We start from the raw sequence: 22,633 nt of genomic DNA on the forward strand, positions 1-22,633 counted from the left end.
AAAACGTCGTTGCGATTACTGACCAGTACGGTAGTTAGGCGCTTCTTTGGTGATCGTTACATCGTGCGCATGCGATTCGGTCATGCCTGCACCTGTAATACGAACAAATTCTGCTTTGGTGCGCAGCGCTTCAATCGTTGCAGAGCCCGTTAGGCCCATACAAGAGCGCAAGCCACCCATTTGCTGGTGAATGATTTCTTTCAGGCGGCCTTTGTAAGCCACACGGCCTTCGATACCTTCAGGTACAAGCTTGTCTGCTGCGTTATCCGTTTGGAAGTAACGGTCAGATGAGCCTTTAGACATCGCGCCAAGAGAACCCATACCACGGTAAGATTTGTAAGAACGGCCTTGGTAAAGTTCGACTTCACCTGGAGATTCTTCAGTACCTGCCAACATTGAGCCAACCATCACACAAGATGCGCCAGCAACAATGGCTTTACACAGGTCACCAGAGAAACGAATACCGCCATCAGCGATAACCGGAATGCCGTGCTGATTCGCCACTTCTACTGCATCAGAAATCGCAGTGATTTGTGGAACACCTACGCCAGTAACGATGCGCGTGGTACAGATTGAACCTGGGCCAATACCCACTTTAACCGCATCAACACCCGCTTCAATCAGTGACAATGCGCCAGAAGCTGTTGCCACGTTGCCGCCGATGATTTGTAGATCTGGGAACGCTGCGCGCGTTTCACGAATACGTTGAAGAACACCTTCAGAGTGGCCGTGAGAAGAATCAATAAGCAGTACATCAACACCCGCTTCAGCAAGTGCAGCAACACGTTCTTCGTTACCTGCACCTGCACCAACCGCAGCACCTACGCGGAGACGGCCTTGCTCATCTTTACATGCGTTTGGTTTGCGCTCAGCTTTCTGGAAGTCTTTTGCTGTGATCATACCGCTCAGGTGATGGTCGTCATTAACCACCAGCACTTTCTCAACACGGAATTGCTGCATCAGTTTCTGAACTTCTTCGCGGCTTGCACCTTCTTTAACGGTGGCAAGGCGATCTTTTGGCGTCATCACGTCAGCCACTTTTAGGCTGAGATCCGTTACAAAGCGAACATCACGACCTGTGATGATACCAACCAGTTCGTTGGTCTCAGTCACAACAGGGAAACCTGCAAAGCCATTACGCTCTGTCAGCAATTTCACGTCTGCGATGGTTTGGTCTGGAGTAACCGTAACAGGATTAGAAACAACACCCGCTTCGAAGATTTTCACCAAGCGTACTTGTTCCGCTTGCTGTTCGATGGTCATGTTTTTGTGGATGAAACCAATACCGCCTTCTTGAGCTAACGCAATCGCAAGACGGGCTTCAGTCACTGTATCCATCGCCGCTGAGATCAGAGGGATGTTCAATGAAATAGTTTTCGTCAGTTGAGTGCGTAAGTCGGCAGTGTTTGGAAGAACTGTGGAATGTGCTGGAACCAGCAATACATCATCAAAAGTTAGTGCTTCTTTAGCTATTCGTAACATTGCAATATCTCACGCCAAAATTAAATACGGGGGACTAAATATTGCCGCCGCATTATACTGATGACGCAAACGTTTGGCTATAGATTTTCACGAAATCGTTTGGCATTCATTTTTTGCCCCAGTACCATGACGAAAACCCGCTGATATTTAAGGCTAACTGGTGATGACAAGCCCGAACGAAAACATTTTCACTGTCTCTCGTTTGAACGCGGAAGTTCGCCTTCTGTTAGAGAACGAAATGGGCATCGTCTGGTTAGTCGGTGAAATATCGAATTTAACCGTCCCAGTTTCCGGTCACTGGTATTTCACGCTTAAAGACAGCCGCGCTCAAGTTAAGTGCGCCATGTTTAAAGGCAACAATCGCCGCGTTACCTTTAAACCAGCCAACGGCAACCAAGTGTTGGTTCGCGCACGTATCTCCCTTTATGAGCCACGTGGTGACTACCAAATCATCGTAGAAAGCATGCAGCCAGAAGGTGATGGCATGCTTCAACAACAGTTTGATCAACTGAAGATGAGTTTAGCGGCAGAAGGCCTGTTCGCGGCTGCCTTAAAACGCCCACTGCCGGAACAACCCCGTCGTGTTGGTATCATCACCTCTAAAACAGGCGCTGCACTGCACGACATTCTGCATGTATTAAAACGACGTGACCCAAGCCTTCCTGTGGTGATTTATCCGACACAGGTACAAGGCAAAGATGCCGCCATTCAAATTGCACAAGCCATAGGCAGAGCAAACAGTCGAGATGAATGTGACGTGCTGATTGTTGGACGTGGCGGCGGTTCATTAGAAGATTTATGGTGTTTTAACGAAGAGATTGTCGCGCGCACGATTGCTGCCAGTACCATTCCTATTGTGAGTGCGGTCGGCCATGAAGTGGATGTCACCATTGCCGATTTTGTTGCCGATGTTAGAGCACCGACCCCGTCAGCGGCCGCTGAGCTCGTCAGCCGTGATACCTCACTACGTACTCAACAGTATTCTCAGCGTACCGATAGGCTAGCGCACAGTGTCTCGACCCACCTAGCAAGAAGCAGAACAGCCCTCACAAGGCTTCAACACCGTTTGGCAATGCAACACCCCCAAGCGAGGCTCCAACAGCAAGCACAGCAGTTTGATGAGCTTGAGCGACGTTTATACCAATCCATGCGTCAAACGCTTCAAACTGAGGCACAACGTCTTGATCGATCGGCACAACGCTTAGAGCGTTACTCTCCTGCCAGTCAGATTCCACAACTCAGTATTCAGCTTCGTTACACGGAGCAACGTTTGGTTGATGGCATGAAACAATTGATGAGCCAACAGCGCCATGCTCTGGCGCTACAAATGGAAACGCTGGATGCCGTAAGTCCGCTTGCCACATTAGCGCGAGGCTATTCGATCACGCGCAATGACAAAGGAAACGTGCTGAAAAACGTCGCAGACACATCAAAAGGTGATGTGATTACAACGACACTTGCAGACGGTGAAGTGCAATCCACGATCCTTTGATGGGATCTTGCTGATGGAAAAACGGTGTCTTTAAGACACCGTTTTTTTTGCTTCAAAGACAATGTTTGCCGTTGAGCGAGATTTTAACTCATTGCACTCATGGCAGAAGTAACTGGTTGAGCCACAGGCCTGAAGCCTCTCTAACTGAGCGCTGCACGTTTTGCAGTATCCCTGTTTGATAAAGGTGTTATCGCAAGGATTACAAACATATACGCCGCTTTCCCACATCAATGCTTGTCCACAATCAGGACATAAATTTTCCATAGCGCTCCCCACCAATCAACCTCTCTCACTGTATTTTCATACGCTTATACAGCACGCAGTCTGCTTTTCTATTCTATCTTTAATAGTGAACGCATGAGAACAGCGTCTTGCTGGATCCTAAGAAGATCGTCAGATCTCCGCGTTAACGGCATCTGATCAGCGATCACCCCTCAAAAGAATATTTATCAATACAACTCCCGAAAGCATAAGTTACATGTTCTGTATATGGATTTTAGGCAATATAAAATATTGCACAATGTTATCACAATGAACATTTACAGATTTTTATAAATACAAGGTCATTTATCGAGCGTACATTAATTCATCCATGCCATCTAGAACGATATTTTTAACTGAATCACACTTTTAATGTGACTAAGATCAATTAATTAGTGAAACGGAAGAAACAGATCAATAACAACATCGCTGTGATCTGGCATTTTTTCTGAGGGATCTCTGAAAGCATGAGCCAAAATGGCAAAATTACGGAAAGATGTTTTTTTAAAACTCTGTGAAGATTAAAAGGCATAAAAAAACCGGCCCCTCTGGGCCGGTTTTTCATCATCATTCAGAATGATTATTTCTTATTACGGTTTTTAACCATATCCATCAAGCGTTTACGTTGGCGCGATTGAGAGATAGTGAGTTTTTCACCCTTACCTTCAAACGGGTTCTCGCTGCTTTGGAATTGAATACGAATTGGCGTACCCATGATTTTTAGCGATTTACGGAAGTAGTTCATCAAATAGCGCTTGTAAGAATCAGGCAGCTCTTTCACTTGGTTACCGTGAATCACAAAGATCGGTGGGTTGTAACCACCCGCGTGCGCATATTTCAACTTCACACGACGACCGCGGATCATAGGTGGTTGGTGATCGTCTTGTGCCATGTTCATGATGCGTGTCAGCATTGCTGTTGAGATACGCTTAGTCGCGGACTCATACGCTTCCTGAATTGACTCAAACAAGTGACCAACACCTGTTCCATGCAGTGCCGAGATAAAGTGGATGCGCGCGAAGTCAACGAAACCTAAACGGCGATCTAGCTCAGATTTAACGCGGTCTTTCACGTCTTTATCCAAACCATCCCACTTGTTCACTGCAATCACGATTGAGCGGCCCGCGTTCAAGGCAAAGCCCAACAAGCTCAGATCTTGGTCTGAGATGTTTTCACGCGCATCAATCACGAGCAACACAACGTTCGAATCTTCGATCGCTTTCAGTGTTTGGATAACAGAGAATTTTTCTACTTTTTCGTTAACACGCTTACGACGACGAACACCCGCTGTATCAATAATCACATACTCGCGACCATCACGTTCCATAGGAATATAGATAGAGTCACGAGTTGTGCCTGGCATGTCGTAAACCACCACGCGATCTTCACCGAGAATACGGTTAGTCAGTGTTGATTTACCTACGTTTGGACGGCCAATAATACCGAATTTGATTGGCAGATTTTGCAGACGCTGAAGCGCAGTTTCTGCATCTTCTTCCGTCAGATCTTTATCTACTTCCTCAAATTCTTCTTCGCCAGTCAGATCGACCAGGCCTTCTTGTGCTTCTTTTTCTGCCAATGCTTCCGCATACGGTTTCAAAGCGCGATCCATCAGACCGAGAACACCACGACCATGTGCAGCAGCGATTTGGAACATGTGCTCCATGCCCAACTGCCAGAACTCTGCACTTGCAGCATCAGCGTCGATGCCATCAACCTTGTTAACGACAAGGAAGGTGGTTTTTTCACGTGAACGTAGATGTTGAGCGATCGCTTCATCCGCAACCGTCAAACCGGCACGTCCATCAACCATGAACAAAACAACATCAGCTTCTTCAATCGCAGCCAATGACTGTTCAGCCATTTTGGTTTCGACACCTTCTTCTGTGCCATCAATACCACCGGTATCAACCACGATGAACTCGTGCTCGCCCAGCATGGCTTTTCCGTATTTACGATCCCTGGTCAATCCCGGAAAATCGGCAACAAGCGCATCGCGCGTACGTGTTAGCCGGTTAAAGAGTGTCGACTTCCCAACATTCGGACGCCCAACAAGGGCTACTACAGGAATCATACTGACCTCTAGAATTTTCTTGGTTATGAATAACAGCGGCTCCTGACTTTGAAAAGTCAGGAGCCGAATATTTTATAAACGCCCAATACTCAATACCTTGTATCGAATTGGACGTTACGATTTAACTATGGCGTTTGCTTTTTGCTGATGCTGCCATCGCGTGTAACAACGATATACCCATCGTCCACGTTCATTGGCGCAACCGCAATGCCACTATCATCAAGCTGCTGTTGTGCAACAAACTCACCAGACGTTGGATCAATCCAGTGTAGGTAGCCTTCGGCATCACCGACAACCACATAGCCAGAAATAGCCACAGGCGCGGTTAGCTGACGATACTCAAGTTCTTTGTTCGTCCAAAGCTCTGTGCCACTACGTGCATCAACAGCAACAACATAATCTTTATCGGTGATCAGGAACAAGTAGCTCCCAGCAACCATGATATCTGTTGACGAACTGTACGTGCGTTTCCATGCAGGGCGACCTGAACGTAAATCGATCGCCACCAACGAACCGTTGTAACCCACCGCATAAAGCAATGAACCCGCAACCACTGGCGTTGAATCAACATCAACCAAACGATCAATTTCCGTTGCGCCTTTCGGGCTTGCAATGGTTTGCTGCCAAATGATATTGCCATTCTCAATGAATGCAGCACCTAGGCGACCATTTGCCATGCCCCAGAATACACCACCGGAAATCGAGACTGGCGAACTGTCACCACGAAGCGTCAGGTTTGGCACTTCACTGGACAAACTCCAGCGCTGCTCACCCGTTTCAGCTTCATAAGCTGAAATCTCACCACGGCTTGAATTCACCACGATCAGCCCTTCATCAGCAAGCGGTTTAGACAAAATTTCGCCACCAACTTGCGTGCGCCATACGAGCTCACCGGTTTCTTCATCCAGCGCAATGAGTTCGCCAGTTTCAGTACCAATGTACAATTTGCTGTATGAAGCTGTGATACCGCCAGAAAGAAGCGCAGGCGCTTCTTCACCAAGGTTCACACTCCAAACGGTTTTGCCGCTTTCAAGATCCATGGCCGAGACGATACCGTCGCGGTCAGCAGCATACACTTTATCGTAAGCCACTGCTGGTGATAGATTGCTGAAATAGCGCCCAACACCATCACCCACTTGAGAAGACCACAATTGTGCTGGAGTAAATTCGCTTTGAACCACTGGCAATGGTGCCATTTGGATCGAATCTTCTTCACTCGCACAACCAGCAAGTAGTGCGCCTAAAAGGGCGACTGCACCAACATGTTTCCATCCCTTGCGCATCATTGTCAGACCTTATTGCGGCAGATTATCTAGCTTCATCTGAACAACAGGGTTTGAAGCAGCGGCGATAGATGCTGCATACGCAGAACGTGCTGCGGCTGTGTCTCCCTGACGAAGTTCGATGTCACCACGTAGCTCTTCAACTTGAGCAGTCCAGCTTTGTGCTGTCACTTTGTCCAATTCTTTCAGCGCTACATCGTAATTTTTCAGTTCAGCTTCAACACGCGCAAGACGCACAGAAGCAATCGCACTTAGGGTTTCATCTTTTGATGATTGAACCATGCGAAGCTGTTCCGCGGCTTTTACCAATTCATTGGTTTCAACCAGCGATTTTGCCAATTGTAGAGACAAGAGAGAGGCATACGCTTCGCCTTGACGCTCACTGATGAAAGCGGCAGCTTGTTCTTCTGCTTTTTCATCACCCGCCGCCAATGCATTGACGACTTGTGTGTAAGCTTCAGATGCTTGCTCGCGGCCCGTTTCTTGTTCAGCTTGGAAATAGCGCCATCCATATAGGCCACCCAAACCAATCACTGCGCCGAGGACAACGGCTTTACCGTTATCCCGCCACCACTGTTTAATCGCTTCGACTTGTTGTTCTTCTGTGGTGTAGACGTCCACGTTTTGTCCTCTCTTAAACCAATTGAGCCAATTTTTCGGCTACATCATCCTGAGAAATGGTTAGCTGCTCGCCGCCTTTAAGGTCTTTGTAAGTCACCATATTTTGCGCAACTTCATCTTCACCCAACACGAGAGCAACAGACGCGCCGACTTTATCCGCGCGCTTAAATTGTTTCTTAAAGTTACCACCACCGAAGTGGGTCATCACACGCAGACCTGACACGGTTTCACGCAGCATTTCAGCCAGTTTCATGCCCGCAGCCAGTGTGCCTTCGCCCGACGTTACCATGTAAACATCAACAGCGGGACGTGTTTCGTTAAGCTCGAGTGTTTCCATCAACAGAACCAAACGCTCAACACCCATTGCAAAGCCAACCGCAGGCGTCGCTTTGCCGCCCAGTTGCTCAACAAGGCCATCATAACGGCCACCGCCACAGATCGTACCTTGAGACCCTAGGCTTTCAGTGATCCATTCGAAAACAGTACGGTTGTAGTAATCAAGACCACGTACCAATTTCTCGTTAACCGAGTATTGGATGCCAGCCGCGTCCAACAGTTCACACAAACCTGCAAAATGTTGCGTTGACGCTTCATCCAAGTACTCCGACAGCTTAGGTGCGTCAGTCAGTACCGCTTGGATTTCTGGTACCTTGGTGTCCAAAACGCGCAGCGGGTTGGTGTGCATACGGCGCTTGCAATCTTCATCAAGTACAGACTCATGCTGCATCAAGAAGCTCACCAAGGCTTCGCGGTAATTTGCGCGTGCTTCTAAAGAACCGATAGAGTTCAGCTCAAGACGAACGTGCTCATGAATACCCAGTTCACGCCATAGACGCGCTGTCATCATGATCAGTTCTGCATCAACGTCAGGGCCATTTAGACCGAAGACTTCAACACCAAATTGATGGAATTGACGGTAGCGGCCTTTTTGAGGGCGTTCGTGGCGGAACATAGGACCCATGTACCATAGGCGTTGTTCTTGGTTGTACAGCAGGCCATTTTCGATGCCTGCACGCACACAACCCGCCGTCCCTTCAGGACGAAGACTCAGGCTATCGCCATTGCGGTCTTCAAAGGTGTACATTTCTTTTTCTACCACGTCGGTCACTTCACCGATTGCGCGACAGAATAGATTCGTCATTTCAACGATCGGCATGCGCACTTCGCTGTAGCCGTATGCGCTGATCACGTCTTTTACTGTGCCTTCAACTTTTTGCCAAAGTGGAGACTGTGTAGGGAGGCAGTCGTTCATGCCTCGAATCGCTTGAATTGATTTTGCCACTTTAACTCTCGTAACCGATCTTATGTTTCGCGTGAAGTCTGCGGATTGCTTACTTCTCTGTATTTACATCAATGCGATTGTTTTCATCAAGCATTGATGCCTTTGCCCGGATCTTCGCTTCCAGCTGATCGATCAGGTTGTCATTATCAAAACGTTCTTTTTGACGCTTGCCATCGTCGTAATACGCACTGCGTTTATTACTACCGGCAACACCAATGTGTGACACTTCCGCTTCGCCGGGGCCATTGACCACACAACCAATGATGGAAACATCCATAGGAACAACCACGTCTTCCAGACGTTGCTCCAACGCATTCACCGTGCCGATAACATCAAACTCCTGACGGGAGCATGTTGGGCACGCAATAAAATTCACACCGCGTGAACGAATGCGCAATGACTTGAGAATGTCGAAGCCAACTTTAATTTCTTCAACAGGGTCTGCTGCCAATGAGATACGAAGAGTATCACCAATACCCTCGCTGAGCAGCATACCAAGGCCAACCGCCGATTTCACGGAACCCGCACGCGCGCCGCCCGCTTCGGTAATACCAAGGTGAAGCGGTTGATCAATGCGTTTTGCAAGCTGACGGTATGATTCTACCGCCAAGAACACATCAGACGCTTTCACGCTGACTTTGAATTGATCAAAGTTCAAGCGATCAAGGATATCAACGTGGCGCATAGCGGATTCCACCAACGCTTCCGGCGTTGGCTCGCCGTATTTTTCTTGTAAATCGCGCTCAAGTGAGCCGCCATTCACACCAATTCGGATAGGGATATTTTTGTCGCGCGCCGCATCCACGACTGAACGAATGCGCTGTTCATTGCCAATGTTACCTGGGTTGATACGCAAACAATCCACACCGTACTCAGCGACTTTAAGCGCGATACGATAGTCGAAATGAATATCAGCAACCAACGCAATCGACGTTTGTTGGCGGATCAACTTAAACGCTTCTGCGGCTTCCATGGTAGGCACAGAGATACGAACAATATCAGCACCGACTTTTTCCAGCGCCTGAATTTGCGCAACTGTCGCGTCGACGTCAGTTGTGCGGGTGTTTGTCATTGACTGGACTGCTATTGGTGCGCCGTCGCCGATTGGCACGTCACCCACATAGATACGCGTGGATTGACGACGTTTAATAGGAGATTCGGTATGCATTAGGTGTACTCTGAATTACTTCGGAAGGCTCAAACGGGCTACCCGACCTGAAGGATAACCACTGAGATCAACTTTTTTGCCATCATAGGCGAGGTCTACGGCGCTAGGTGCACCTAGGACGATTTTAAACGGTGCTTTGCCAGATAGCGATACGCTTTCTCCAGCTGTTTTAATACCCGCAACCAAGCGCTTGCCATTGGCATCACGCACATCCACCCAACAATCTGCACTAAAGCGCATGGTTAACGGCGCAAGCGGTGAGTTTTGCGTTGCAGTCGGTGTTGTAGATGTGGTCGAAGATGCCGTTGTTGTCGTCACCGCGGGTGTTTCAGTGCGTTCCGCGCTGCTTGCGGTCTGCGTTGGCTCTGATTTAGACAACACAATGTCAGTGGAGACATTCTCTTCTGTCGCATTGCCTTCTGCTGCGTTTGCGTCAGACGCTGTGTTTTCATTGCTCGCAGCATCAACATTGCTCACAACATCGACAGATGCAGAGGTATCACTTGAAGCATCTGTTGATGCAGGCTCAACAACGTCAGTAACAACATCAAGGGTGACTGTACTGCCATCGCTGGTTTCAGTTTCTTGCTGCGCAAAAATGTTCGCGCTCTCTGGAAGCGAAAGCAACGGATCATTTTGCTGGTTTTGCCACCACCAAAATGCCGTCAAGCCAACCACCACCGCAAGGATCACCCAGGTTAATCCCATCACGCGGCTGTCATGTTTTTCTAAACGCGTTTTACGCGAAAAACTCTGCATTTGTTGTGCAGAGTCTTCATGTTCTTTTGCTGGCTGAAAATCGCACAGTAGCTTGTCAGAATCTAGTCCGACAAGCTTGGCGTAGGAACGAATATAACCACGGGTAAACGTGGCGATCTGTTTTTGATCGCAACAATCCGCTTCTAATTCACGAATAACGGAAACACGAAGTCGCAATCGATCCGCCACATCCTGTTCGGTCAACCCTTGCGCTTCTCTTGCTTGCTTCAGCGCGGTACCTGGATGTGTCGCTTCGATGTCTAATGGCTGCTCTTCGTTTTTTTCAGTATTCATTCGCTAAGTACAGTCTATATTCTTTCGATTTAGGGAATTGTTTAGCCAATACATTCGCATAACGCTCCACTTCGTGAGGGCGCTCCGCTTTTGCTTCCAATGAAATCATAGTCAGCAAACTGTTGGAGCGGTATCCATATCGCTTATGGAACTGGAACAAGCGTAATCTGGCTTCATTCAGCTCATCGTCTTCCACTTCTAACTTTGCAAGTTGCAGCGTAGACAATGGACGATTTGGTTCATGATCAATGGCTTTTTCAAACCATTCCTTTGCTAAGACCGCGTCACCAGACTTTAAGGCACAAATGGCGGCATTTTCGTAACTGCCTGACATTTTGTAATAGTACGGCTGCTCTATCGCTTTGGCAAAGGCTGCTTGTGCTTCGTCATAACGTTCCTGACGGCACAAGAAAACGCCATAATTGTTTCTAACATCTCCGTTTCGCGGTGATGTACGAAGCGCTTTCTTAAATTGTTCTTCCGCTTGGTCGTATTCGCCCACTTCTTGAAGATAGTGAGCGAAACTGATCAGTGCACGATAATAGGTCGGTGCATGCTGCACAGCCAGTTCAAGGTTTTGTCGTGCCCTTTCCCATTGCCCAGCATCGAGATAGGCAAGCCCAAGCGCTATTCGGGATTCAGCAATTTGAATGGTATCAAACTTCGCGTTGTTTTTCTCTTCTGTTACTGTGACACAACCAGCTAATAATCCCATCAATAACAGACTACAAAGCGTCCTTGCCATATTCCCATCCTATCAATCAGTTATCAGACTGATTTGACGGGAATCTGCTCCTCAACATTCAGTCTGCTTTGAGTACGTTTAGTACGGTCAATCACATCGCCGACTAACTGACCGCATGCAGCGTCAATATCATCACCACGCGTTTTACGCACCGTGACCGTGTAATCGTATTGCATCAATGTTTTCATGAACCTATCGATGCGCGAATTACTCGGTTTCTTGTATGGTGACCCAGGATAGGGGTTAAAAGGAATCAGGTTTATCTTCGCAGGCGTGTCTTTTAACAGCTCTGCGAGTTGGCGCGCATGGTCCATATCATCATTCACGTGATCAAGGAGCACATACTCAACAGTGACTCGTCCACGGTTCGCATTTGAAGAAGCGATATAACGACGAACAGAGTCTAAAAACGTCTCGATGTTGAAGCGATCATTGATCGGCATGATTTGGCTGCGAAGCTCATCATTTGGAGCATGAAGCGAAATAGCCAACGCCACATCGATTTTGTCAGTCATTTGATCAAGACCTGACACGACACCTGAAGTCGACACAGTCACACGACGTTTTGACAGGCCGAACCCCAAGTCATCCAACATCAAATTCAGCGACGGGATCAGGTTTTTCATGTTAAGCAACGGCTCGCCCATGCCCATCATCACAACGTTGGTGATAGGACGACGACCAGTCTCTTTCTCGATACCAATTTCTTTTGCCGCACGCCAAACCTGACCGATAATTTCGGACACTTTCAGGTTGCGGTTGAAACCTTGTTGCGCAGTCGAGCAGAATTTACAGTCAAGCGCACAGCCTACTTGTGAAGAAACACACAGGGTCGCACGGTCTTCATCAGGAATGTAAACCGTTTCTACGTCTTGGTTACCCACGCGCATGGCCCATTTGATGGTGCCGTCACTTGAATGCTTTGCAAGGGACACTTCTGGCGCGCGAATTTCGCATTTCGCTTTCAGTTTTTCACGAAGCTTTTTGTTGATGTTGTTCATCTGATCGAAGTCATCACAACCAAAATGGTAAATCCACTTCATGATCTGATCAGCACGAAACGCCTTCTCGCCTAACTCATCAGCGAAAAACGCTCGTAGTGATTGCCGATCGAAATCCAGCAGATTAATTTTTTCCGTCGTCATCAGATTGCCTCGTGAAACGTAATAGAACGGGAATATGTTGCGTTTGATTTAACAGCAACGTTGCATCAACACTTGACTGCAAGCCCTGAAATCAAGGCGCGAAATTGTACAGTCTTTGTGATCCAGATTCCACCTCTTACTTGTGACCCCGCTCGCCACAACAAACGCACAAAGAAGACACAAGCATGACCATCGCGCATCATTCATGGCTTGCGACGCTGTTTTGCTCATTCAAACGGTGCATTTGATTAGTGTATACCCAAACAATCTGAAGATGCAGGATTCAACTTGCTCGAACAGAGGACATCAATGGCGAACACCTTCATGTCGTTTGGGTATTCGCCGAGAAACGCACAAAATAAAAAAGGGAGCATTCGCTCCCTTTGTTTACGTGATTCGTCGACTCTTATGAATCAGTCCTTACGAGGACAAATCTCATCATTCGCGAAGAAGTATGCAATTTCGCGTTCTGCAGACTCAGGGCTATCAGAGCCATGCACTGAGTTTAGACGCATGCTTACAGCAAAATCTGCACGTAGCGTGCCGCAGGCTGCTTCTTCTGGATTCGTTTTACCCATCAGTTCGCGGTAACGACTGATGGCGTTGTCACCTTCCAACGTTTGCACCATCACTGGACCAGACGTCATGAATTCAACGAGATCGTTATAAAAAGGCTTTCCCTCATGCTCAGCATAAAACCCTTTCGCTTTCTCTTCGGAAAGGTGCAGCATTTTTGCAGCAACAACACGTAATCCTGCTGCTTCAATTCGTTGGTAAATTGCGCCAATCAAATTACGTTCAACGGCGTCAGGCTTCACGATCGAAAAAGTGCGCTCAATAGTCATTTTGTATTCCTTTTTTTATTCGCCTGATAACGCCTTATTAGCGCGTTATCAGTTTGTTATCTTAAGGACAGCCTACCAGAGCATTCCGCCATACCCCACCCTGATATCGCGGAACCGTTAACTCTGTTGTTAATTCTAAGGGTGAGTTGTTAATTAACAGGTTGCTTTGCGTTTTTACCGACAAAAATATCAGTTATCGTGCCGATTCGTCGACCAATATGCGAGACAAGGTTTTCACACCCATGCCCGTTGCGCCAACCGACCATTTGTCGCTTGCGCCTTTACGGTACGTGCCCGAGCAATCAAGGTGAACCCACCCTTTTTTGTAGTCATCAACGAAGTACGACAAAAACGCAGCTGCCGTGCTCGCGCCAGGTGAATACTGTCCACCACTCACGTTCGCCAAATCAGCAAAGCTTGAAGGCAGCATGTTGCGGTGGAATTCAGCAAGTGGCAGCTGCCACATGCCTTCGTTTTCCGCATCAGCAGCGCTAATGCAACGCTGAGCGAGATTTTGGTCAAACGAGAACAATGCATGGTAATCATTGCCCAACGCCATTTTGGCAGAACCGGTTAAGGTCGCACAGTCTATGGTCAATGTAGGATTGTACTTGTTCGCGTAAAGGAGACCATCCGCAAGCACTAGGCGTCCTTCTGCATCCGAATTCAATACTTCAACGGTCACACCATTTTTGTAGGTGATGATGTCGCCAAGTTTGTAAGCATTGCTGGAAATCATGTTTTCAGCACAGCACAGAATCAGCTTAACGCGCTTGTTTAACCCTTGTGCAATCGCAAGCCCTAAACCACCGGTCGCCATTGCCGCACCGCCCATGTCGGCTTTCATTGAATCCATGTAGCTCGACTGCTTGATGCTGTAGCCACCAGAGTCAAAGGTAATGCCTTTACCAATGATACACGCGAACACGTCAGCATCCGCATCGCCCGTTGGGTTGTAGTCCAACTGCAGCATCGCCGGTTTACGCGCAGAGCCGCGACCCACGGTGTGAATGCCGACCCAACCGTGCTCAAGCAAGTCAGCGCCTGACACAATCTTGTATTTCACGTTTTCTGGGTTTGGCGCCTGTGATTTAATGAACTCACCAGCACGAACTGCAAGTTGCTGAGGGCCGACTTCTTCCGCGGTTTCATTGATAATTTGGCGAACCCAATCTGTCGCCACAATGCGGTTGTTCAACTCTTTCTGTTGTTTGTCGTCCAGTGTTGGCGCAGCAAACTCATAGCCCGCTTTTGGGCCACGTAAACCTTGATAGAATGCCCACGCAGATTCGACGTCCCAGTTATCGCCTTTCAACGCCACTTTGCGAATACCTTGCGTATCCAGCTTTCTCGCGGCTTGCTGCACATTATCCAGAGCGGCTTCACCCTTCGCGTGCACCGTCGCACCGTGTTGGTCAAAAGAGATAACGGCGTTCGCACCACCCCACACATCTGCTGCAGGCTCATTGGTCAGTGCGATTTGCATCTTGTCGGTCATGTTGAACTCCTTGTTCCTAGCCCTTACTGAAACAATAGTAAGGTTTTTAATTCTGAAGGCTGACGTTTGTTATCTACGAAGGGAAAGCTTGATAGCAAGCACATACCCTTTGCAGTATGTGTATCATTGTGAACATCAAAAATGACGTATTGATGAGAAAAACAAAGCGGGCCATAAGCCCGCTTGGATAAAACTAATGTGCCTGTAAAAAACCCATCAAACAAGCACTTTAGCCAACGATTAATCCATCTCGTCCATCCAACACAGGATGATCGCCTCTAGGATTTTTTCGTTTGAGTGATTCGGGTCATCAGAAAAATCGTCCAACTCCATCACCCACGCGTGTAGATCTGTAAATCTCACGGTTTTAGGGTCAGTATCAGGAAACTTTTCCACCAGTTCAATCGCGATATCGCGTGAATCAATCCATTTCAGGCTCATTGTCTCAACTCCCTACAATCACTCACTCGTTCGGCAATGCCAAGCGATGCTTAATGGTTTTCTGCTGCGTGGTTCAAAGTATAACGCGGCACTTCAACAACCAAGTCTTTGTCCGCCACTTTCGCCTGGCAACCTAAACGTGATTCTGGCTCAAGGCCCCATGCTTTATCCAGCATGTCGTCTTCCAATTCGTCACTTTCGTCGAGTGAGTCGAATCCTTCACGAATAACCACGTGACACGTTGTACACGCACAAGATTTTTCACACGCATGTTCAATTGCAATGCCGTTGCGTAGTGCAACGTCTAGTACTGTTTCTCCGGCTTCTGCTTCCAGAACTGCACCTTCAGGGCAAAGGTCTTGGTGTGGCAGAACAACAATCTTTGGCATGTTTAAACCTCGTCAATGGAATGGCCAGCCAAGGCTTCACGGATGGATTTGTCCATACGGCGTGAGGCAAAGTCTTGGCTCGCTTTATCTGTGTCTTTGATGCCTTGCTCAATGGCTGCAGCATCATCGCCATTACGCAGCACAATCAAGGCTTCAATGGCAGAAATTAGGGTTTTCTTTTCGTCTTCTGACAGCAACTCATCGCCATTGGCATCAAGCGCAACCAGCAAGCCTTCAATCACACGGTCAGCTTCAACGCGTTGCTCCGCAAGGTAGCGCGCATCTTTATCTTCTTGTGCGTGTGTAAAGGAAGAGCGGATCATGTTGGCAATTTCATCATCACTCAAACCGTAAGAAGGCTTAACTTGAATCGATGATTGCACTTCCGTGCTCTTTTCCATCGCCGTCACTGATAGCAAACCATCCGCATCAACCTGATAGGTGACACGAATGTGCGCAGCACCCGCAGACATTGGAGGAATGCCTTTCAGCGTAAAGTTCGCTAGCGAACGACAATCGTCCACCATCTCACGTTCACCCTGAACGATGTGCACCTTCATGCCGGTTTGACCGTCTTTAAAGGTGGTAAATTCTTGTGCGCGAGCCACAGGTATCGTGGTGTTACGTGGAATGATTTTCTCCACCAAACCACCCATGGTTTCGATACCCAAAGACAAAGGAATAACGTCCAACAGCAGCATTTCGCCATCTGGCTTATTGCCAACGAGAATATCGGCTTGGGTTGCTGCACCAATCGCAACAACTTTGTCTGGGTCAATCGTGGTAAGTGGCGTACGACCAAAGAACTCACCCACTTTTTCACGCACCAATGGCACGCGGGTAGACCCCCCCACCATCACCGCTTCTAGCACGTCGTCAGTTTTCACTTGCGCATCTTTTAGCGCACGGCGGCAAGACAGCAGCGTTTTCTTCACAAGCGCACCAATCAGTTCATCAAACTGAGCGCGAGTGAGTGCGCCTTGCCAATCAAGCACTGAAATGTCTGTGATCTCTGCATCGCTCAACGCGACTTTGGCTGCAGTTGCCGCATTCAGTAATCGACGGTGATCATCACCAGACAGAGAAGCGAAGCCTGCTTGCTCAGCGATCCAATCTGCAATCAGATGGTCAAAATCATCACCACCTAGCGCGGAGTCGCCGCCCGTTGCGAGCACTTCAAATACGCCTTTAGACAGACGCAAGATAGAGATATCGAATGTGCCGCCACCAAGGTCATAAACAGCAATGACGCCTTCTTGGCCCGAATCCAAACCATAAGCGATGGCCGCAGCGGTTGGCTCATTAAGCAGTCGAAGAACGTTTAAGCCCGCCAGTTTCGCCGCATCTTTTGTGCCTGCACGCTGTGCATCGTCAAAATAGGCTGGAACGGTAATCACAACACCTTCGAGTTCACCACCGAGTGATGCCTCAGCACGTTCGTTGACTGTGCGAAGAATATCCGCAGACACTTCGATAGGGTTTTTGTTGCCCGAGCGTGTGTTGATCAACGGCAAGCCGTTTTCAGACGCAGTCAGTGCATAAGGAAGGTGTGGGTAACGAGATTGAACATCCGCCAGCGAACGACCCATCATGCGTTTTACTGACACTATGGTGTTTGCGCTGTCTGTTTCGGAGCGAGCTTGTGCGTCATAACCCACGAGTGTCGCATCTTCACCGTAGTGAACCACTGAAGGGATCAGTGCGCGACCTTGGATGTCGTTAAGCGTTGTCGCTGTGCCACTTCGTACTGAAGCAACAAGCGTGTTGGTGGTGCCTAGGTCAATACCTACCGCAAGCTTGTGCTCGTGCGGCGCAGCACTTTGACCCGGTTCTGCAATTTGTAACAGTGCCATGTTGGTTCCTGTAGCCGGACCCGCCGCCGCGTGTTGTTAACCGAGCAGCCGATCTTCGATTCGTTCGATTTCTTGTTTGAGTTTGACGAGAAACTTGAGTTTACGAACCAGTACCGCAGCAGTTTCCCATTGCGCACTGTTCAAGGCGTCTTTCAATTCAATCAATAGTGATTGGTGAATCGCCACCGTCTTCTCTTCGAAGTCAAACAACAATACATCTGGCTCATTGCTGTCTGCAATATCTTCTAGCTCTTCACGCATTTCCATTTGCTGCATCAAAAACTCAGGATCTTGCATGGTTTGGGTTTCGTCACGCAATTCTAATCCATTCAGCGCAAGCAGGTATTCTGCGCGTCTGACGGGATCACTGAGGGTTTGGTAAGCATCATTGATTTGAGCCGCTTTCTGAACGGCGAGCAGGCGCTCTTGTTCTGATGCTGTGGCAAATTTGTCTGGATGAAAGCGTCGCTGAAGTTCGCGAAACTGTGAAGAAAGAGAGCTACCATCCAGATCAAACTGAGATGATAGCCCGAATAATTCGAAATGATTCATTTCAACTCACGGATTAAACGTTAAAGCTTTCGCCGCAACCACACTCACTGTTGACGTTAGGGTTGTTGAACTGGAAGCCTTCATTCAACCCTTCTTTTGCAAAGTCCAGCTCGGTGCCGTCGAGATACAGCATGCTTTTGCTGTCGACAATCACTTTCACACCTTTCTCTTCAAAGACGTGGTCTTCTTCTTCGAGATCATCGACAAACTCCAGTACGTAAGCCATACCAGAACAGCCAGAAGTGCGAACACCTAGGCGCAGCCCAAGGCCTTTGCCTCGGCTTTCAAGAAAAGAGCGAACGCGTGATGCGGCCGCTTCTGTCATCGTTATGGCCATAGATACAACAACCCTTTTACGTATTAAGCTTCGTGTTTCTTTTTGTAATCACTGACTGCAGCTTTGATGGCATCTTCCGCCAAAATTGAGCAGTGTACTTTTACTGGTGGCAGTTCAAGCTCTTCCGCGATTTCAGCGTTTTTGATCGCTGCTGCTTCGTCAAGTGACTTGCCTTTTACCCACTCGGTAACCAGTGAGCTTGAGGCGATCGCAGAACCACAACCATAGGTTTTAAACTTCGCATCTTCGATGATGCCTTGCTCGTTAACCTTGATTTGAAGCTTCATCACGTCACCACATGCTGGTGCGCCAACCATGCCACTGCCAATGCTTGGATCATTCTTGTCGAATCCGCCAACATTGCGTGGGTTTTCATAGTGATCGATTACTTTTTCGCTGTAAGCCATGATCTGTTCCTCGAAATCCAGAGACCGCTTAGTGGTGTGCCCACTCAACAGTGTTTAAATCAATACCTTCTTTGTACATATCCCAAAGAGGTGACATTTCACGCAGCTTGATAACCGCTTTACGAACCTGCTCGATTGCGTGGTCAACTTCTTCTTCTGTCGTGAAACGACCGAAAGAGAAGCGAATTGAGCTATGTGCCAATTCGTCATTCAGACCCAATGCACGCAATACATAAGAAGGCTCAAGGCTCGCTGATGTACATGCCGAACCTGATGATACCGCCAAGTCTTTCAGCGCCATCAGCAGTGATTCACCTTCAACAAAGGCGAAGCTAATGTTCAAGTTTGCAGCAACACGTTGCTCAAAATCACCGTTCACGTAAACCGCTTCAAGATCTTTGACGCCATCGTAAAAACGGTTACGCAGTGCTAGTGCATGTGCTTGGTCTTTTTCTAGATCTTCTTTCGCGAGGCGGAATGCAACGCCCATACCCACGATTTGGTGCGTAGGCAATGTGCCTGAACGCATGCCACGTTCGTGACCGCCGCCGTGCATTTGCGCTTCTAGACGAATACGTGGCTTACGGCGAACATACAAAGCACCAATGCCTTTAGGGCCGTAGGCTTTATGTGCACTCATCGAAATAAGGTCGACTTTGATTTCTTGCGTATCTAGCGGCAACTTACCGACAGATTGCGCAGCATCAACGTGGAATACCACTTTGCGCTCACGGCATAGTTCACCGATGGCTGCGATATCTTGGATCACGCCGATTTCGTTGTTCACGTGCATGATAGAAACAAGCACAGTGTCTTCACGCATGGCATCTGCCAATTTGTTCAGATCGATAATGCCGTTTGATTCTGGCTCAAGGTACGTCACCTCATACCCTTCACGCTCAAGTTGGCGGCAAGGGTCAAGCACTGCTTTGTGCTCTGTTTTACAGGTGATGATGTGTTTGCCTTTCTTGCTGTAGAAGTGCGCAACACCTTTAATCGCCAGGTTATCAGACTCAGTAGCACCAGAAGTGAATACGATTTCACGCGGGTCTGCGTTCAGATAATTCGCGATATCTTCACGTGCAGTATCAACCGCTTCTTCTGCCTGCCAACCAAAACGGTGCGAGCGAGATGCAGGGTTACCGAATACGCCATCTAGCGTCAGGTGCTGCATCATTACTTCAGCAACACGCGGGTCTACCGGGCATGTAGCTGAATAGTCAAAATAAATTGGCAATTTCATTTGTATCTCCAAATACTCCGGTACGGCTAATCAAGAGCGAAAATTCACACCCAGAGCGCTTGCTGGGTTTTCACTGCTACTGGAGTTTAAGCCATGTCTAACAATTGTTGACGAATCAAGCGATGAGTCTTGACGACCTGCCACCTGCTTAACTTCGTTATCTTGCATCAACTCGCCGAGCGAGATGTCATTCAAAAAGCTGCTAATGCGTGAGCTAAGGTCACGCCAAAGTGTGTGTGTCAGACAGCGTGTTCCGCCTTGGCAATCGCCTTTACCTTGACACTTAGTGGCATCAACGGATTCATCAACCGCTGCGATAACCATGCCAACGGCAATGTCGTTAGCATCCACACCTAGACGGTAGCCACCGCCTGGTCCACGTACGCTAGACACTAGGCCTGCTTTACGAAGACGGGAAAATAGTTGCTCAAGATAAGACAGAGAAATCCCTTGACGCTCTGAAATATCAGCAAGAGGCACGGGGCCCATTTCTGAATGCAACGCGACATCCAACATCGCAGTTACGGCATATCTACCTTTAGAAGTCAGTCTCATAACACTCTACCTTTGAGTAACAATGAAACGAGTCTGACATACCCGACTAAAACGGTCAAGTATTTACCCGAGTGTTTTAGTCAAGTTTTTAACCCTTAATAAAAAGAGGTTATTTTGACGTCTCTTTCACAATTTTTTCGACTGAAGAAAGCACACCACGAAGAATATTTAGCTCTTGGCTTTCAGGTCTTGCACGGTTAAATAAACGTCTTAGTTTGGTCATCACCATGCCAGGATGCTGCTTTTTGATGAAACCAGTGGTATCCAATATTGTCTCTAGGTGCGCATAGAAACGCTCGAGATCTTCCGCCAGTGGATACTCTTGTTCTTTTACTTCACCTTTATACGCTTGGCTATCTAACCACGCCATGCGGGTTTCGTAACAAAGGGTTTGGACCGCCATGGCCAAATTCAGTGAGCTGTATTCTGGGTTTGCCGGGATGGCTACGTGATAGTTACACGCTTGAAGCTCATCATTCGACAGACCTGTGCGCTCACGACCAAACACAAAGGCAACGGGATGCTGGGTCGACTCCTCGATAGCTTTAATGCCACTTTCGCGAGAATCTAACATCGGCCAATCAAGAGTACGGCTACGTGCACTTGTCCCGATGACCAAGCCGCAGTCAGCGACCGCCTCTTCCACAGTATTTACAATGCGAGCATTGTTAGCGATATCACTTGCGCCAGCTGCTAAAGCAATGGCCTGTCCATCAACACTGCACTCTGGTGCCACCAAGACTAAGTTTGTCAGTCCCATGACTTTCATTGCACGTGCTGCTGAACCAATGTTGCCTGAATGCGATGTGCCAACAAGCACAATTCGAATATTTTCTAACATTTAGAAACCACTGCATACTGTTGAAGAAATTAAGCCGCCGGATTCTATCATATTGGTATTAAAGATGGGCCGCTTTTGGCGCGACAAGAACAGTGAGCGAGCAAAAAATAACCACTTCCCTTTTACCGCAGCTCTGATATACTCGCCGCCGCTTTCCGTTCTTTAACATCCGTTGGGAAATTTGTATGCATCCTATGCTAAACATTGCCATTCGCGCTGCGCGAAAGGCTGGCGACTTTATCGCTAAATCTGCTGAAAACCCTGATAACGTAGAAGCCACTCAAAAAGGCACTAATGACTTCGTTACCAATATCGATACTTCTGCTGAGCACATTGTTATCGATGTAATCAAGAAATCTTACCCTGACCACAGCATCGTTTCTGAAGAAGCGGGCGCTATCTCAGGTAAAGATGCTGATTACCAATGGATCATCGACCCACTGGATGGCACCACCAACTTCGTAAAAGGCATTCCACACTTCTCTGTGTCTATCGCTCTGCGTATTAAAGGCCGCACTGAAGTTGCGTGTGTTTACGACCCAATCCGTAACGAACTGTTCTCTGCACAACGCGGTTCTGGCGCACAGCTAAACAGCAAGCGTATTCGTGTGAACAGCCCGAAAGACCTGACGGGTACTATCCTAGCAACAGGTTTCCCGTACAAAGCAAAACAACACTCTGAAGGCTTCATGAAAGTCGTAAGTGCACTGTTCGTTGATTGTGCAGACTTCCGTCGTACAGGTTCAGCAGCACTTGACCTTTGTTACGTTGCAGCAGGACGTTTCGACGGTTTCTTCGAGCTAGGCTTGAAACCTTGGGACATGGCAGCGGGTGAGCTTATCGCTCGCGAAGCTGGCGCACTGTGCACCGATTTCTCTGGCGCGACAGATTACATGCAGACAGGCAACATCGTTTCTGCAAGCCCTAAAGTACTGAAAGGTATTTTGGCGAAAGTTCGCGACAACGCGAACGATGCAATGAAGAAATAAGATTCACTAGAATCAAAAAAACGGCGTCCTTCGGGACGCCGTTTTTGTTTGGGGCAAAGGTACGAGGTACGAGGTAC

23 protein-coding genes are annotated in these 22,633 nt (G+C 48.1%); 2 read left to right on the plus strand and 21 right to left on the minus strand.

The annotated features are described in order from the left end of the window. Nucleotides 1–15: 15 nt before the first annotated feature. Nucleotides 16–1,482, minus strand: a complete 1,467-nt coding sequence (gene guaB, locus BCT27_RS06405; protein ID WP_102389667.1) for an IMP dehydrogenase — start codon at nucleotides 1,480–1,482, stop codon at nucleotides 16–18. A 163-nt stretch (nucleotides 1,483–1,645) separates the two neighbouring features. Between guaB and xseA the strand changes: the two genes are divergently transcribed. Then, a complete protein-coding gene (gene xseA, locus BCT27_RS06410; RefSeq protein ID WP_102395346.1) occupies nucleotides 1,646–2,974 on the plus strand; it encodes an exodeoxyribonuclease VII large subunit in 1,329 nt (442 codons plus the stop codon). Between the two features lie 30 nt (nucleotides 2,975–3,004). Here the strand turns inward: xseA and BCT27_RS06415 are convergent, their stop codons facing one another. The 20 genes from BCT27_RS06415 to trmJ all read right to left on the minus strand — a co-directional run bounded on the left by BCT27_RS06415 (nucleotide 3,005) and on the right by trmJ (nucleotide 21,567). Further along, nucleotides 3,005–3,238: a zinc ribbon domain-containing protein gene (locus tag BCT27_RS06415; protein ID WP_102318449.1), complete on the minus strand. Its 234-nt coding sequence runs from the start codon at nucleotides 3,236–3,238 to the stop codon at nucleotides 3,005–3,007. A gap of 577 nt (nucleotides 3,239–3,815) precedes the next feature. After that, a complete protein-coding gene (gene der / locus BCT27_RS06420; RefSeq protein WP_102389659.1) occupies nucleotides 3,816–5,309 on the minus strand; it encodes a ribosome biogenesis GTPase Der in 1,494 nt (497 codons plus the stop codon). Nucleotides 5,310–5,434: 125 nt separating this feature from the next. Continuing rightward, nucleotides 5,435–6,595 carry an outer membrane protein assembly factor BamB gene (bamB, locus tag BCT27_RS06425; protein ID WP_102395347.1) on the minus strand — a complete coding sequence of 387 codons (1,161 nt, stop codon included), beginning with the start codon at nucleotides 6,593–6,595 and terminating at the stop codon, nucleotides 5,435–5,437. A 9-nt stretch (nucleotides 6,596–6,604) separates the two neighbouring features. Next, nucleotides 6,605–7,213 (minus strand): YfgM family protein, encoded by a 609-nt coding sequence (locus BCT27_RS06430; protein WP_017008631.1) that lies wholly within the window; start codon nucleotides 7,211–7,213, stop codon nucleotides 6,605–6,607. A gap of 13 nt (nucleotides 7,214–7,226) precedes the next feature. Beyond that, complete coding sequence (gene hisS, locus BCT27_RS06435) at nucleotides 7,227–8,495, minus strand: histidine--tRNA ligase (RefSeq protein ID WP_102395348.1); 1,269 nt, start codon at nucleotides 8,493–8,495, stop codon at nucleotides 7,227–7,229. Nucleotides 8,496–8,544: 49 nt separating this feature from the next. Beyond that, nucleotides 8,545–9,663 carry a flavodoxin-dependent (E)-4-hydroxy-3-methylbut-2-enyl-diphosphate synthase gene (ispG, locus tag BCT27_RS06440; protein ID WP_102318452.1) on the minus strand — a complete coding sequence of 373 codons (1,119 nt, stop codon included), beginning with the start codon at nucleotides 9,661–9,663 and terminating at the stop codon, nucleotides 8,545–8,547. Nucleotides 9,664–9,678: 15 nt separating this feature from the next. Beyond that, a complete protein-coding gene (gene rodZ, locus BCT27_RS06445; protein WP_102395349.1) occupies nucleotides 9,679–10,716 on the minus strand; it encodes a cytoskeleton protein RodZ in 1,038 nt (345 codons plus the stop codon). Continuing rightward, the gene (gene pilW / locus BCT27_RS06450; RefSeq protein WP_198597520.1) at nucleotides 10,706–11,461 is read right to left on the minus strand and encodes a type IV pilus biogenesis/stability protein PilW; all 756 of its coding nucleotides are present in this window, start codon (nucleotides 11,459–11,461) and stop codon (nucleotides 10,706–10,708) included. The genes rodZ and pilW overlap by 11 nt, the downstream gene beginning before the upstream one ends. A gap of 23 nt (nucleotides 11,462–11,484) precedes the next feature. Further along, a complete protein-coding gene (gene rlmN, locus BCT27_RS06455; protein WP_102395350.1) occupies nucleotides 11,485–12,606 on the minus strand; it encodes a dual-specificity RNA methyltransferase RlmN in 1,122 nt (373 codons plus the stop codon). A gap of 413 nt (nucleotides 12,607–13,019) precedes the next feature. Continuing rightward, the gene (gene ndk / locus BCT27_RS06460) at nucleotides 13,020–13,451 is read right to left on the minus strand and encodes a nucleoside-diphosphate kinase (RefSeq protein ID WP_102318456.1); all 432 of its coding nucleotides are present in this window, start codon (nucleotides 13,449–13,451) and stop codon (nucleotides 13,020–13,022) included. Nucleotides 13,452–13,644: 193 nt separating this feature from the next. Continuing rightward, on the minus strand, nucleotides 13,645–14,949 hold the full coding sequence (gene pepB / locus BCT27_RS06465; RefSeq protein WP_102395351.1) for an aminopeptidase PepB: 1,305 nt from the start codon (nucleotides 14,947–14,949) through the stop codon (nucleotides 13,645–13,647). 240 nt (nucleotides 14,950–15,189) lie between these two features. Next, nucleotides 15,190–15,390, minus strand: coding sequence for a Fe-S cluster assembly protein IscX (iscX, locus tag BCT27_RS06470; protein WP_017008623.1), 201 nt, complete (start codon nucleotides 15,388–15,390; stop codon nucleotides 15,190–15,192). Between the two features lie 50 nt (nucleotides 15,391–15,440). After that, nucleotides 15,441–15,779, minus strand: coding sequence for an ISC system 2Fe-2S type ferredoxin (gene fdx, locus BCT27_RS06475; RefSeq protein ID WP_017008622.1), 339 nt, complete (start codon nucleotides 15,777–15,779; stop codon nucleotides 15,441–15,443). Between the two features lie 2 nt (nucleotides 15,780–15,781). Continuing rightward, nucleotides 15,782–17,632: a Fe-S protein assembly chaperone HscA gene (gene hscA / locus BCT27_RS06480; RefSeq protein WP_102395352.1), complete on the minus strand. Its 1,851-nt coding sequence runs from the start codon at nucleotides 17,630–17,632 to the stop codon at nucleotides 15,782–15,784. A 36-nt stretch (nucleotides 17,633–17,668) separates the two neighbouring features. Then, nucleotides 17,669–18,184 carry a co-chaperone HscB gene (gene hscB, locus BCT27_RS06485; RefSeq protein WP_017016684.1) on the minus strand — a complete coding sequence of 172 codons (516 nt, stop codon included), beginning with the start codon at nucleotides 18,182–18,184 and terminating at the stop codon, nucleotides 17,669–17,671. Between the two features lie 13 nt (nucleotides 18,185–18,197). After that, on the minus strand, nucleotides 18,198–18,521 hold the full coding sequence (gene iscA / locus BCT27_RS06490; RefSeq protein WP_017008619.1) for an iron-sulfur cluster assembly protein IscA: 324 nt from the start codon (nucleotides 18,519–18,521) through the stop codon (nucleotides 18,198–18,200). Between the two features lie 23 nt (nucleotides 18,522–18,544). Continuing rightward, on the minus strand, nucleotides 18,545–18,928 hold the full coding sequence (gene iscU / locus BCT27_RS06495) for a Fe-S cluster assembly scaffold IscU (RefSeq protein ID WP_017008618.1): 384 nt from the start codon (nucleotides 18,926–18,928) through the stop codon (nucleotides 18,545–18,547). Between the two features lie 28 nt (nucleotides 18,929–18,956). Continuing rightward, nucleotides 18,957–20,171 carry an IscS subfamily cysteine desulfurase gene (locus BCT27_RS06500; protein ID WP_017016683.1) on the minus strand — a complete coding sequence of 405 codons (1,215 nt, stop codon included), beginning with the start codon at nucleotides 20,169–20,171 and terminating at the stop codon, nucleotides 18,957–18,959. 30 nt (nucleotides 20,172–20,201) lie between these two features. Then, entirely contained in the window at nucleotides 20,202–20,726 is a 525-nt protein-coding gene (iscR, locus tag BCT27_RS06505) for a Fe-S cluster assembly transcriptional regulator IscR (protein ID WP_017012612.1), read from the minus strand. Nucleotides 20,727–20,835: 109 nt separating this feature from the next. Next, on the minus strand, nucleotides 20,836–21,567 hold the full coding sequence (trmJ, locus tag BCT27_RS06510) for a tRNA (cytosine(32)/uridine(32)-2'-O)-methyltransferase TrmJ (RefSeq protein ID WP_102318460.1): 732 nt from the start codon (nucleotides 21,565–21,567) through the stop codon (nucleotides 20,836–20,838). Nucleotides 21,568–21,752: 185 nt separating this feature from the next. On the opposite strand from trmJ, the gene suhB reads away from it, so the two are divergent. Then, complete coding sequence (gene suhB / locus BCT27_RS06515; protein WP_102318461.1) at nucleotides 21,753–22,556, plus strand: inositol-1-monophosphatase; 804 nt, start codon at nucleotides 21,753–21,755, stop codon at nucleotides 22,554–22,556. Nucleotides 22,557–22,633: the final 77 nt, after the last annotated feature.

Origin of the sequence: Enterovibrio norvegicus (assembly GCF_002876705.1) — a bacterium.
In the GTDB taxonomy this organism is placed as follows: domain Bacteria; phylum Pseudomonadota; class Gammaproteobacteria; order Enterobacterales; family Vibrionaceae; genus Enterovibrio; species Enterovibrio norvegicus_B.

Bases quoted from the DNA above. Each gene is read 5' to 3' on its own strand.
- guaB (WP_102389667.1), bottom strand. From the start codon at position 1,482: ATGTTACGAATAGCTAAAGAAGCACTAACTTTTGATGATGTATTGCTG.
- xseA (WP_102395346.1), top strand. From the start codon at position 1,646: ATGACAAGCCCGAACGAAAACATTTTCACTGTCTCTCGTTTGAACGCG.
- BCT27_RS06415 (WP_102318449.1), bottom strand. From the start codon at position 3,238: ATGGAAAATTTATGTCCTGATTGTGGACAAGCATTGATGTGGGAAAGC.
- der (WP_102389659.1), bottom strand. From the start codon at position 5,309: ATGATTCCTGTAGTAGCCCTTGTTGGGCGTCCGAATGTTGGGAAGTCG.
- bamB (WP_102395347.1), bottom strand. From the start codon at position 6,595: ATGATGCGCAAGGGATGGAAACATGTTGGTGCAGTCGCCCTTTTAGGC.
- ispG (WP_102318452.1), bottom strand. From the start codon at position 9,663: ATGCATACCGAATCTCCTATTAAACGTCGTCAATCCACGCGTATCTAT.
- rodZ (WP_102395349.1), bottom strand. From the start codon at position 10,716: ATGAATACTGAAAAAAACGAAGAGCAGCCATTAGACATCGAAGCGACA.
- pilW (WP_198597520.1), bottom strand. From the start codon at position 11,461: ATGGCAAGGACGCTTTGTAGTCTGTTATTGATGGGATTATTAGCTGGT.
- rlmN (WP_102395350.1), bottom strand. From the start codon at position 12,606: ATGACGACGGAAAAAATTAATCTGCTGGATTTCGATCGGCAATCACTA.
- ndk (WP_102318456.1), bottom strand. From the start codon at position 13,451: ATGACTATTGAGCGCACTTTTTCGATCGTGAAGCCTGACGCCGTTGAA.
- pepB (WP_102395351.1), bottom strand. From the start codon at position 14,949: ATGACCGACAAGATGCAAATCGCACTGACCAATGAGCCTGCAGCAGAT.
- iscX (WP_017008623.1), bottom strand. From the start codon at position 15,390: ATGAGCCTGAAATGGATTGATTCACGCGATATCGCGATTGAACTGGTG.
- fdx (WP_017008622.1), bottom strand. From the start codon at position 15,779: ATGCCAAAGATTGTTGTTCTGCCACACCAAGACCTTTGCCCTGAAGGT.
- hscA (WP_102395352.1), bottom strand. From the start codon at position 17,632: ATGGCACTGTTACAAATTGCAGAACCGGGTCAAAGTGCTGCGCCGCAC.
- hscB (WP_017016684.1), bottom strand. From the start codon at position 18,184: ATGAATCATTTCGAATTATTCGGGCTATCATCTCAGTTTGATCTGGAT.
- iscA (WP_017008619.1), bottom strand. From the start codon at position 18,521: ATGGCCATAACGATGACAGAAGCGGCCGCATCACGCGTTCGCTCTTTT.
- iscU (WP_017008618.1), bottom strand. From the start codon at position 18,928: ATGGCTTACAGCGAAAAAGTAATCGATCACTATGAAAACCCACGCAAT.
- BCT27_RS06500 (WP_017016683.1), bottom strand. From the start codon at position 20,171: ATGAAATTGCCAATTTATTTTGACTATTCAGCTACATGCCCGGTAGAC.
- iscR (WP_017012612.1), bottom strand. From the start codon at position 20,726: ATGAGACTGACTTCTAAAGGTAGATATGCCGTAACTGCGATGTTGGAT.
- trmJ (WP_102318460.1), bottom strand. From the start codon at position 21,567: ATGTTAGAAAATATTCGAATTGTGCTTGTTGGCACATCGCATTCAGGC.
- suhB (WP_102318461.1), top strand. From the start codon at position 21,753: ATGCATCCTATGCTAAACATTGCCATTCGCGCTGCGCGAAAGGCTGGC.